The sequence below is a fragment of the Halobacillus trueperi genome, from assembly GCF_003386945.1.
GTDB lineage: Bacteria > Bacillota > Bacilli > Bacillales > Halobacillaceae > Halobacillus > Halobacillus aidingensis.
Genome location: NZ_QUAE01000008.1, coordinates 1 through 11,268 on the forward strand (window position 1 = coordinate 1; position 11,268 = coordinate 11,268).

The 11,268-nt window shown below is 42.0% G+C and carries 12 protein-coding genes; 4 read left to right on the top strand and 8 right to left on the bottom strand.

All coding sequences use genetic code 11. The features are described from left to right. Positions 1–640: 640 nt before the first annotated feature. Positions 641–1,300 (bottom strand): glutamic-type intramembrane protease PrsW, encoded by a 660-nt coding sequence (gene prsW / locus DYE48_RS11210; RefSeq protein ID WP_115823851.1) that lies wholly within the window; start codon positions 1,298–1,300, stop codon positions 641–643. Between the two features lie 91 nt (positions 1,301–1,391). Between prsW and DYE48_RS11215 the strand changes: the two genes are divergently transcribed. After that, positions 1,392–2,360, top strand: coding sequence for an asparaginase (locus DYE48_RS11215; protein ID WP_115823852.1), 969 nt, complete (start codon positions 1,392–1,394; stop codon positions 2,358–2,360). Between the two features lie 73 nt (positions 2,361–2,433). Here the strand turns inward: DYE48_RS11215 and DYE48_RS11220 are convergent, their stop codons facing one another. From DYE48_RS11220 to DYE48_RS11250, 7 genes are all read right to left on the bottom strand, one after another. Next, a complete protein-coding gene (locus tag DYE48_RS11220; protein ID WP_115823715.1) occupies positions 2,434–3,408 on the bottom strand; it encodes a YpdA family putative bacillithiol disulfide reductase in 975 nt (324 codons plus the stop codon). A gap of 234 nt (positions 3,409–3,642) precedes the next feature. Then, positions 3,643–4,923: a Glu/Leu/Phe/Val family dehydrogenase gene (locus DYE48_RS11225; RefSeq protein WP_115823716.1), complete on the bottom strand. Its 1,281-nt coding sequence runs from the start codon at positions 4,921–4,923 to the stop codon at positions 3,643–3,645. 152 nt (positions 4,924–5,075) lie between these two features. Further along, positions 5,076–5,996, bottom strand: a complete 921-nt coding sequence (locus DYE48_RS11230) for a D-alanine--D-alanine ligase (protein ID WP_115823717.1) — start codon at positions 5,994–5,996, stop codon at positions 5,076–5,078. Positions 5,997–6,344: 348 nt separating this feature from the next. Further along, positions 6,345–6,926, bottom strand: a complete 582-nt coding sequence (locus DYE48_RS11235) for a genetic competence negative regulator (protein ID WP_089654023.1) — start codon at positions 6,924–6,926, stop codon at positions 6,345–6,347. A 344-nt stretch (positions 6,927–7,270) separates the two neighbouring features. Then, on the bottom strand, positions 7,271–8,170 hold the full coding sequence (locus DYE48_RS11240; protein ID WP_089654024.1) for a MerR family transcriptional regulator: 900 nt from the start codon (positions 8,168–8,170) through the stop codon (positions 7,271–7,273). A gap of 96 nt (positions 8,171–8,266) precedes the next feature. Then, positions 8,267–9,034: a metallophosphoesterase gene (locus DYE48_RS11245; protein ID WP_167449498.1), complete on the bottom strand. Its 768-nt coding sequence runs from the start codon at positions 9,032–9,034 to the stop codon at positions 8,267–8,269. 380 nt (positions 9,035–9,414) lie between these two features. Beyond that, entirely contained in the window at positions 9,415–10,053 is a 639-nt protein-coding gene (locus tag DYE48_RS11250; protein ID WP_115823719.1) for a CBS domain-containing protein, read from the bottom strand. 123 nt (positions 10,054–10,176) lie between these two features. Between DYE48_RS11250 and DYE48_RS11255 the strand changes: the two genes are divergently transcribed. Genes DYE48_RS11255 through DYE48_RS11265 form a run of 3 tightly spaced genes read left to right on the top strand, consistent with a single transcriptional unit; the run spans position 10,177 to position 11,267 of the window. Next, complete coding sequence (locus DYE48_RS11255) at positions 10,177–10,398, top strand: spore coat associated protein CotJA (protein ID WP_089654027.1); 222 nt, start codon at positions 10,177–10,179, stop codon at positions 10,396–10,398. Next, on the top strand, positions 10,395–10,664 hold the full coding sequence (locus DYE48_RS11260) for a spore coat protein CotJB (RefSeq protein WP_115823720.1): 270 nt from the start codon (positions 10,395–10,397) through the stop codon (positions 10,662–10,664). The genes DYE48_RS11255 and DYE48_RS11260 overlap by 4 nt, the downstream gene beginning before the upstream one ends. 33 nt (positions 10,665–10,697) lie before the next feature. Next, entirely contained in the window at positions 10,698–11,267 is a 570-nt protein-coding gene (locus tag DYE48_RS11265) for a manganese catalase family protein (RefSeq protein ID WP_115823721.1), read from the top strand. The last annotated feature ends 1 nt before the right edge of the window (position 11,268 follow it).

Sequence of the window (11,268 nt, forward strand, 5' to 3'; positions counted from 1 at the left end):
AGGTCAAAAAGCTTTTAAATTCCTCTTTCATGAGGCTTATTTGGCGTGGCCAAATAAGCCTTAAAAGAACCGTAAAATCTTGCGGTTCAACCTTGACTTTCTATAGCTGGTCTTTCCTGTGGGGGAGCGCCGAGCTTCCTCAGGCTATCGCCTTGTGGGATCTCGCCTGTCTCCTTCTCCCACGGGAGTCTCGCAGCTTCCCAACAACCCCATTCGATGCATGTGAGAAACGAACCCCTTTACCATGGGGCGTCTCCCATCCCCACTTAGAAGTAGCCATAAAGCGCTCTATATCAAGCTTTCACATTCGGATTCACACCGGGGAGAGTCTTATATTATCCACTTCGCTTGAGCATACCAGCAGAGTTTCCGAGAAGTGGTTTCGAGACACTTCCATGGTAAAGGGGCGGAGGGGAATGGGGAGACTCCTGCGGGAAAAAAGTGCATGATGAGACCCCGCAGGATGCAGTCCGAGGAGGCTCACCGCGCTCCCGCGGAAAGCGAGCCAATCCCCGCAGCCCCCATCCACTCAACAAAAGTCTCGAAACTGAGTCTTTCACAATCCTGCCATATTGTTCAATAACTAATTTGTATCAGAATTAGTATTAAATGAAAAAAAGAACAGCTCGATGGCTGTTCTTCATGGTTTTAATAATTTTTCATGATGCTGATTCGCTATTTTGATCTTACGAAGCCCGATCAACCACAAAATAATCATAAAAGGGGTAATCCAATACATCCATGTCATTTCTTTCACGGTAATAATATAATCATAAATGACGTGTAATCCTACGGGAATGACCAGGCCTAACGCTAAACACCAGTTCGAACGATTCGTCCTGAACTTCGCTTTTCCCATGTAGTACCCCATAATGAGGCCGAAAAGGGCGTGGGAAGAAACAGGGAAAACAGCACGTAATATGGCGATTTCAATTCCGTTTTGGAAGATATAGATGATGTTCTCTATCGTTGCAAACCCTAAACTGACAGCCACCCCGTATATAATCCCGTCGTAATGATGATCAAAATCAGAATGACGATACGCCACAAATAACAAAAAGAACCATTTGAAGAATTCTTCCAGTAATCCAGCGAGGAAAAAAGACTTCAGGAATGATGAATGAAATACATTTTCTGTTTCGAAAGCATACTGAATGAACATGATAGGAAAAACCATGATTACGCCTATGATGAACATGCGGATAATTAGAGGAAGGGGCTCTAATTCGATCCGTTTACTTAAATATATAAATGTCATGATGGCCACGGCAGGAGATATAGCGGCAGTCAATATGGCCATGTTTCTCAACCCTCTCTCTTTCATTCCCCTACGTTTCATCGTATCATGAAGGTATGAGAAAAGGAACATTTGAATGGAAGATGGTGTAAATATGAAGCGTATACTAGTCATTCACACAGGTGGCACAATATCTATGAAGGAAAACAAAGAAACAGGTGAAGTGAACACTTCGTCCAAACACCCCTTGGACGAGATCTCCACCATGCTTAAAGGGAACACGGTGATTGAGGACGAAATATTGTTTTATCTCCCTTCTCCCCATATCCGGCCGGATCATATGCTGAAACTGGGTCGATCCATCCATGAGAAAATGTCCAAGAAAAACTATGATGGCATCGTTATCACTCATGGTACAGATACATTAGAAGAAACCGCTTATTTTTTGGATTTATTTTTGCAGACGAGAAAACCCGTAGTCGTCACCGGCGCTATGCGTTCAAGTAATGAAATCGGATCCGACGGCCTGTATAACCTACTAAGCGCGATAAGAGTAGCCAATTGTGACGAGGCGCAGGACAAAGGTGTGCTGGTCGTCATGAACGATGAAATTCATACAGCTAAAAACGTGACCAAAACCAGTACGAGTAATGTAGCAACGTTCCAAAGTCCTCAATATGGTCCCATCGGAATTACTACAAAAACAGAAGTGTTTTTCCATCATAAAATGACACGCCGTGATTCCTACCCGATTCAAAACATTGGAAAGCAAGTAGCCCTCATCAAAGCCTACGCAGGTATGGATGGGACTTTGGTCGACGCCGTCCGGGAAAGCGATGTGGATGGCCTTGTTATTGAGGCTCTAGGACAAGGGAATCTACCACCAGAAACAGTAGATGCTTTAGAGCGCACCCTGAATGATGGCATTCCCATTGTTCTAGTCTCCCGCTGCTATCAAGGAATTGTCCAGGATACATACGGATATCCGGGTGGTGGACGTCAACTGAAGGAAATGGGGATCATTTTCGCCAATGGTCTTACTGGTCCAAAAGCTCGCATTAAACTTATGGTCGCACTTGAAATGACCACAAATATGACTGAACTGGAACATATGTTCAGCTGAGGAAATCGATGAAGCAATGATACCTGCCTATACAAAAGCCTGGAGTCCATGGACTCCAGGCTTTTTCTCGATTTTATTTAGTAGTCATGGCTTTTGCTATTTTCCCTCCATGATGACGGCCGTTTTCAATGAAGATTTCATTGTTGTTATACCCAGCTGCGATGACACCTGCAATATAAATACCCTCGACATTTGTCTCCATTGTATCCTCATCAAACGTAGGCCTTCCTGTTTCTTCATCCATCTCTACTCCCATTTTAGTGAGAAAGGCATGATCAGGGCGGTAACCAGTCATGGCAAACACGAAATCATTTTCAATTCGTTTTTCCTGACCAAGACATTCATAGACCACTTCATCCTTGGTGATTTCTTTAACGTTCGCACAGAACTCCATGTCTATAATGCCCTTTCTGACCAATGCTTCGAATTGAGGGAGAATCCACGGCTTAATACTTTTCGAATAGTCCTCCCCACGGTAAAGAACAGTAATGTGAGCCCCTGACTTTTCTAATTCCAGTGCAGCATCGGCCGCTGAATTTTTACCGCCAATGATTACGACCTTCTTTTTATAATACGGGTGTCCCTCTTTAAAATAGTGCTTCACTTTTGGTAGATCTTCACCTTTAACATTCATATAGTTCGGTTGATCGTAATAACCAGTAGCAATGACGATTTGGTTCGCACGGTAACTCTTACCTTCACCGTCTCCTGTTTGTGATTGGATGATGAATCCGTGGTCATTGCGTTCCACTTGAGTTACTTTTTCATACGTGTTCACTCGCAAATCTTCTCTTCCTGCGACGGCCCTGTAATAAGCCAGGGCTTCATTGCGGACTGGCTTTTGACGTTCTGTAATGAAGGGGATGTTCCCTATCTCAAGTTTTTCACTCGAACTGAAAAACGTCTGATGTGTAGGGTAATGATAAATCGAATTGACGATGTTTCCTTTTTCTATGATTAGTGGTTCTATTCCTTCTTTTTGCAATTCGATGGCTGCACTCATTCCGCATGGCCCACCACCGATGATGATGACTTTTTCTTCTTGCACGACCAACACTCCTCTTTCTTTCCCGATACAGCTCAATTCTCTAATTCATCAGATCTGGTATGGTTTCCATATTCCAATTTGGCAAATCTATGCTCCAGACGCTATTCATGCTAAAAAGTTTACGTTTCCGAGTGTAATACTTTCGAGTAATGACAACTTATGGAGATCTATTTTTTCATAAAAAATGAATCTCCTATCATAACCATGATAGGAGATTGCATTCTTAGAATCAAGTTAGATCCATCCACGGAATCTCGAAGCTTCCGCCATTTTTCTAACTCCGACCATATAAGCAGCGAGTCGCATATCTACACGACGTGTTTCAGCGGTACGATAGACATTATCAAATCCTTTGACAATGACTTTGTGAAGCTTTTCATCCACTTCTTCTTCCGTCCAATAATAACCCTGGTTGTTTTGGACCCATTCGAAGTAGGATACAGTCACTCCACCTGAGGAAGCTAAAACGTCAGGTACGAGTAGAATTCCACGTTCAGATAGGATTCTTGTAGCATCCAATGTCGTCGGACCATTGGCAGCTTCTACAACGATGGTTGCTTTTATGTTATGAGCGTTATCTTCCGTAATTTGATTCTCAATCGCTGCGGGTACGAGAATATCACAATCAAGCTCCAATAACTGTTCATTAGTAATGGTATTCTTAAATAAATTTGTGACTGTACCAAAGCTGTCACGGCGATCGAGTAAGTAGTCGATATCCAGTCCATCTGGATCATGAAGCCCACCGTAAGCGTCGGAAATACCGATCACTTTCGCTCCACGATCATGCATGAATTTCGCTAGGAAACTTCCGGCATTACCGAAGCCTTGGACCACGACCCTTGCACCTTCTACGTTGATCCCTTTCTTCTTAGCCGCTTCTTCGATACATATGGTCACACCTTTTGCCGTCGCTGTTTCACGGCCATGAGAACCACCAAGAACAAGAGGTTTCCCTGTAATGAAACCAGGATTATTAAATTCATCGATCCGGCTGTACTCATCCATCATCCAGGCCATGATTTGAGAGTTTGTAAAAACGTCTGGTGCAGGAATGTCTTTTGTAGGGCCTACAATTTGACTGATGGCACGCACGTACCCACGGCTGACTCCTTCAAGTTCACGGAAGGACATTTCGCGCGGATCACACACGATTCCACCCTTACCTCCTCCATAAGGAAGGTCAACGATCCCTGCTTTCAGACTCATCCAAATAGAGAGCGCTTTTACTTCTTTCTCAGAAACGTTCGGGTGGAAACGAACGCCCCCTTTGGTTGGACCGACCGCGTCATTATGCTGGGCACGATAGCCTGTGAAGATTTTAATCTGATCGTTATCCATTCGTACAGGAATTCTTACCGTCATCATTCGTACAGGTTCTTTCATTAACTCATATACTTCATTGGGATAACCTAATTTATCAAGTGCTTTTTTGACCACCGTCTGAGTGGATTTTAACACATCAAGTTTCTCATTTTTTTGGTTTGCAGAATCTGTTGGCTTATCGGCTACCATCCATTTACCTCCTATATCAATCCATTCGATTAGGGCTCGTTCTTCAGTGATTAGTATACACGTTCACTACTAATTAGGAAAGCTGAATGCGGCTTTTTCTAACCGTTTTCAATGAAAAATGTAAACGTTTACACCTGTGTGGCTTTATTTTTTTACGATAGCTCTACGAATTTTTGGATAAGGTCGTCATAACTTAACCCGATTGCCTGTGCAGAATCAGGGAAAAGGCTTGTCGGTGTCATTCCAGGCAATGTATTCACTTCTAAGATGATCGGTTCTTCGTTTTCATTAATAATGAAGTCAACACGTGAATAAACATCACACCCGAGCAGCTGATGAGCCAAGATGGAGTCTTGCTGCAGTTGAGCTGTCAACTTGTCACTCAGTTTGGCTGGTACGATATGTTCACTGCCCCCAGGTTTATATTTTGAATCAAAATCATAATAATCATTCTTAGGAATGATCTCTATAACAGGAAGTGCCTGTTCTTTTCCTTTGTATCCCATAACAGGTACAGTCACTTCTCTACCTTTGACATAATCTTCGACTAGAATCATAGAGTCAGAATGTGCAGCCGTTTCAATCGCTTGACGTATATCCTGTTCTTTCTTGACGATGGTTAAACCTAAAGTAGAACCTTCTTGATTCGGTTTTATGACAAATGGGAGAGTGAACGTTCGTTTGATTTTATCCTCGATCATCGAAAATTGATGTTCATCCGTAACATCAAACACTTCACTTTTCGCTGTGTGTAAACCATTCAAGGAGAATAATTGCTTGGATTTTGCTTTGTCCATAGCCAGAGCTGAAGCTAAAACGCCTGACCCGACATAAGGAATGCCGAGCATATCTAATAGACCTTGGATCTTTCCGTCTTCACCGAACCGTCCATGCAAGCCGATAAAAACGAGGTCCACATCTAAATTCAGTACTTCCTCCATTTTTTCAGGAGAAAAGTCGATCGGCGTAACATCGTGTCCCTTGTTCTCCAATGCTTTAATGATTCCCTTTCCAGTTGAGAGAGAAACTTCTCGTTCCCCTGACGTACCACCATATAAAACCGCAATCTTCATTTGTTACACTCCATTTCATAGACCACTAAATAATAATTAACTTACACCAACTCTTATCTTAACATGTTCCCTTTCAAGCTTCTATTTAAAAATAAAGCTCTGAATTATTTTACAATCCACAATAAACCCTAAGCATCCAACCCCAATATTTTCTAAGCTTAGCGTCAGGGGTGGCTGGGAAGCTACTCGCTTTCCTGTGGAAAGCGAACTGTTTCCCGGAGCTCCTAGCTCCACACAAACATCTCGAAACTAAGGTTCAAGAATGCTGACAGATAGCGGAAGAACTTTCCCGTGCCATCGTTATGTCATAAAAAAAGAACGACTCTTATGAAGCGTCGCTCTTGCAGTTTATGAAAAATGTTTATAGATGGTTCGACATGCATCTTTGTCCATGATTTGTTTTCCATATTCAATCAAGCGGTGCGAAGTCGCTGCTGTAGCGGAAGCAAACTCAGACAATAGCGCAATCACTTGATCCTGATCTAAATGAAAGATATCTTCATCTTCAAGAAGCATATAATAGGAGTCATGATAAAAGAAAACACTGCCTCCGGTCACATTAAGCTGATAAAGTTGGTGCCCTGCCCGGATGACATGTTCAAAGTCTTCAAAGGAGAACATCATTTCTTTACTTTCATCCAAAGTGACCTTCATTTCCATGTAATCTTCATCGTCTTCTATATCAGCGGGCTCTGTTTTCGTTACGACCACTAACATGCCTTGTGCTTGCAGGAGATATACCTGCACCAACAGGACACCTGACAGTTCGACACCTAGTTCGATTCCTGCATCATACATCATATCGCTGAAAATACGATGCACTCTAGGCAAATCACTCCAAAGCTCCTCACGAGACAACCCCCGATCCATTAGATCATCAAACGTAAGGAAAATTTTAAATTTCTCATTTGTCATTCTTTCCACTCGCACATGATCGCCCCCCTGTCACGATGTGTTATCTATATCTTATGATGACTGATGCGATTATGGCACCTTTTTTCAAATTATATCTAAGGATTTGGGCGTGGGCAAACATTTTCCAATCCCATATAAGGGGTTATGTAAATGAAACATCCTCTCAAAAGGGTTCATTTAATCGATACATAACTGGCATATACGCCAATCCTAATGCTTTCTTCTGGTCTGAACTGTAACTTCAGAAAGACGCAAAGGCACAAAACGGCTTTCCATTAATAATGGAACGGCCCCCCATTATAACAAGGTTCCGTTCCATTATTAAGTGTGCACTCCGTTTCAAATGGAAATGTTAAACGTTAGGTTGCCTGCAACCAACGTTCCCATGCTTTTTTAGAGTTTCCTACGATAAATGGCTGGATCCGTTTCTTATCTAGTTCAGAAAGGCGATCATAAGCATATCCACCAAGACCAATTTTTAAGTCAGGGTATTGTTTTTGTAATGATTCTGCCAGCCTTACCGTTATAGGAATATTTTTCTTAAGCGTACAGGACATGAACATGTACGTGGGTTCAATTTCATCAATGACAATATCAATATCTCCACCAGCAATGCTTTGACCGAGATAAATGACATCATATCCTTTCCGTTTCAAAAACAGAGCAAAAATGAGCAACCCTAATTCATGACGTTCATTAGGACCACATACAAGCAGAGCTTTTGGCAGCATTCCATCTGCTGGAATAGACAGAAGCATCATGCCGATCCTTGAACGGATGAACTGGCTGGCGAAATGTTCATGGGCACTCGTAATCCGGTTTTCCTCCCATAAGTCACCGACCTTTACAAGAATAGGACCGATGATATCAATGGCCACCGTTTCTGGGGTAAACAAACTAAATGCATGATCCAGATGACGCTGAGCATCATTTTCATTAAAGGAGAGAAGGCTGTTCAACAGCTCATCACCGATTTTATCCAGCTCGGTTTTATGTTCGGAATGATTAGAACTCGACAACGCTTCTTCATTACTTTCTAACAAGGAAACGGCTTGCGATATAGTAAATCCTTTATTCACTTTTTCCATTAACCATTTTAAAATTCGGACATGATCATCAGTGTACAGACGATGGCCGGCCTCATTTCTTGATGGGCGGATCATTTTATATCTTCTTTCCCAGGCACGGAGCGTACCCGGCTGAATTCCTAACAACTGTGACACAGCTTTAATATTGTATTTTGCTTTTGTTGTCGCCATAAGTCTGCCTCCACCCGTCCATTTTCCTCTATTATATAGGATGTCAAGAATGTGTGTAAAATTTCAATATTCTCCCTATATGTTTTGAAATTCGATTTAATGTTTGGGGGTTAATTCTATCCAGTGGCATTCTGCTTTCGTCCCTAGACGGAGAGGTAATAAAGATGTACCATACCCTTCACTCACAAGAAAAGACTGGTTTCCCTCGATCTTCCACCCACCACGTTCATATGGTCCGAAGCCAAACAACCGGATCTGCCCACCATGTGTATGTCCACATAAGACGATATCAAACCTTCCCTTGTACACTTGATTCATTCGTTTAAAAACATACGGATCATGTACACAAAGGATCTGCAGACAATTTTCATCCTCTAAGTAGGATGCATTTCGGTTAGGCTTCATGAAATAAGGATCTAAAGCACTTAATACAACCGGCGTGCCGTTTGGTAACTCCACATACTCATCCTCATTTGAAAGAGGGATAACTTCTTCTTTAATCAAGTCATCCAAAAATAATCCAAACTTCCACTCATGATCATTATTACCAGGAACGAAATAAACGGGAGCCCCCCATTGCTTTAATATGGATAGGTTGTGCATGAAACGTTCATAAGATGTCCGTTTATCTACAAAATCACCCCCGATGATAACAAGATCGACGGAGCGCATACTTTTGAACGTCGATTCCTTCAATTTTCGATTATGTATATCACTTATGAATAACAGTTGAATCCTTTGGTGAGCATCCAAACCCCTACAGGGCAATTGTTTTTCTTGTAAATGGTCGTTTCCTGATAAAAGATACATATACCCCAACAGGATGACTCCGCCAATAAGGACAAATAGCAGCACCCATACCATCCGGACACCCCCTTTCATAGTATTAGAACCCTTATATTATCACAAACGCCTCAGTATGATAAAACGAATCCAAAAGAAAGCTTCCCACTAAAAAACCATAATAAGAAGTGATGATATGATGAAGTTCTATGATTTCAGGACTTTTGTGAGAGTTTTGAGGGCCTTGGGTGGTCGTTAGTGAGCAGGTGATTCTGTTCATAGTTTTGTTCGCACGTATGTTCTTTCCCATTCAAGCCTGATAAAGTACCTCTAAAAATACATAACATACAGGCCACATGAAGAATGAATACAAAAAAACCGCTCAAAAAACATACATCCTGAGCGGTTTTGTTCCATTTATATATCACGCTTTTAAATTTCAAGAAAGTGAAAGTCCTTACTCACACTTTCTTTACGCTTAAAATTCTAAAACCCGTTTTTTCAAGCTTCCTCGTGAAGGCTTCAATATTATCATTGTCTTCAATCTTCAACACAATTCTTCTGGCAAGCTTATCGGTTTCATCAAAAGTGGCAAGTGAAATCACGTTTTCGTGATAACTCTTAATAATATCCCCCAGTCTTTCAATCCTTCCTGATGACTCTTCGGAAGTGAAGGCAATTCTTACTCCTTGTTTTTTGACTCCGAACGCACTCTCGAACTGTTCGATGACATCAAACCTCGTGACGAGGCCGAGAAACTTCTTGGATTCGTTGACAACAGCCAGTACGGAAAAACCCTTGAACAATGGCAGCGTATGTTCAAAAACCTCTTCATCATTAATATAAAAACCCTCATACATGGCAACATCACCAGCAGTGGTTTCACGAAGAAACGTTTTCCGATCCATTTCTTCTTCTGAATTAAAATAAGCCCGGAATATAATTTCTTTAGAAATCATCCCCGTGAACTGTCCTGATTTTAAGACAGGCATGGCTTCAATATCTTTCTCATCAAGCACTTTCAAAACTTCTGAAAGTGAAGCGGATGCTTCCGCCGTGAAGGATTTGTGGGCGGGTTTCATAATTCCTTTAACAAACATACACTCACCTCTTCTTTTGATTTGCACGGTAATAATTTCGTCATCAGTTTACGAATATCCTGCCTAAATCGAATAGGACAAGAAAGGAGCACATAAAATTCCAAGGAAAAGGATGTGATTTAGGTGTACACACCAATTAAATGCTACCAGCCTTACCACGGCCCTTTTGATCCTTGTCCGCCAAGAGGGACGGTTTGTTACCAGACACCACCGAATCTTTATCTGGGATTTCAGCCTCCAAATTTGCAACAATTCCCTATTCAAGAAGCGTTGTATAAAGGAACTCTTTGGCCGGTATTATACGATCCATACCCGACACCTTTAGAGAAAGGAGCAAAACGATGAAGCAAGCGGCCGATCCTGCAAAAGAGCGTTATGCTTTAATGGAAAAAATTCAGATGGTGGATTTCGCTTTGGTGGAACTTACTCTTTACCTGGATACCCATCCGCAGGACACCCAGGCGATCCAGCAATTCAATCAGCTAGCAGTAGAAAGCAGGGATCTAAAATCTGCCTATGAGCAGCGATTCGGGCCATTAAGGCAGTATGGAGGCAGTTTTTCAGGGTATCCATGGAATTGGGGAGACAGCCCGTGGCCATGGCAATTATAACCTTTCATTCATGAAGGAAATAGGAGGGCGCTTATGTGGTATTATGAAAAAAAGTTACAATATCCTGTAAAAGTAACAGAATGCAATCCGAGGCTTGCAAAATATTTGATCGAACAGTATGGAGGAGCGGACGGCGAATTATCCGCAGCCCTTCGTTACTTGAACCAGCGGTACAGTATACCTGATAAAGTGATTGGACTTTTGACAGATATCGGGACAGAAGAATTCGCTCATTTAGAAATGATTGCCACGATGATCTATAAACTTACGAAAGATGCTACCCCGGAACAAATGAAAGCGGCTGGACTTGGTGCCCATTATGCAAACCACGATCATGCCTTATACTACAATAACGCAGCAGGGAGCCCATGGACCGCAACTTATATCCAGGCGAAGGGAGATCCGATTGCTGACCTTTATGAGGATATTGCTGCCGAGGAAAAAGCCAGAGCTACCTATCAATGGATCATTAACATGTCGGATGACCCATGCTTGAATGATAGTTTGAAATTTTTGCGTGAACGAGAGGTGGTTCATTCCCAAAGGTTCAGAGAAGCGGTTGAAATACTTAAGTTCGAAAAGGATCGAAAGCAATTTTTCTAAA

What these genes read in the sequence shown, in the direction of transcription:
- DYE48_RS11265 (WP_115823721.1), top strand. Translation starts at nt 10,698, where the DNA reads ATGTGGTATTATGAAAAAAAGTTACAATATCCTGTAAAAGTAACAGAA.
- DYE48_RS11250 (WP_115823719.1), bottom strand. Translation starts at nt 10,053, where the DNA reads ATGTTTGTTAAAGGAATTATGAAACCCGCCCACAAATCCTTCACGGCG.
- DYE48_RS11225 (WP_115823716.1), bottom strand. Translation starts at nt 4,923, where the DNA reads ATGGTAGCCGATAAGCCAACAGATTCTGCAAACCAAAAAAATGAGAAA.
- DYE48_RS11245 (WP_167449498.1), bottom strand. Translation starts at nt 9,034, where the DNA reads ATGGTATGGGTGCTGCTATTTGTCCTTATTGGCGGAGTCATCCTGTTG.
- DYE48_RS11215 (WP_115823852.1), top strand. Translation starts at nt 1,392, where the DNA reads ATGAAGCGTATACTAGTCATTCACACAGGTGGCACAATATCTATGAAG.
- DYE48_RS11240 (WP_089654024.1), bottom strand. Translation starts at nt 8,170, where the DNA reads ATGGCGACAACAAAAGCAAAATACAATATTAAAGCTGTGTCACAGTTG.
- DYE48_RS11260 (WP_115823720.1), top strand. Translation starts at nt 10,395, where the DNA reads ATGAAGCAAGCGGCCGATCCTGCAAAAGAGCGTTATGCTTTAATGGAA.
- prsW (WP_115823851.1), bottom strand. Translation starts at nt 1,300, where the DNA reads ATGGCCATATTGACTGCCGCTATATCTCCTGCCGTGGCCATCATGACA.
- DYE48_RS11230 (WP_115823717.1), bottom strand. Translation starts at nt 5,996, where the DNA reads ATGAAGATTGCGGTTTTATATGGTGGTACGTCAGGGGAACGAGAAGTT.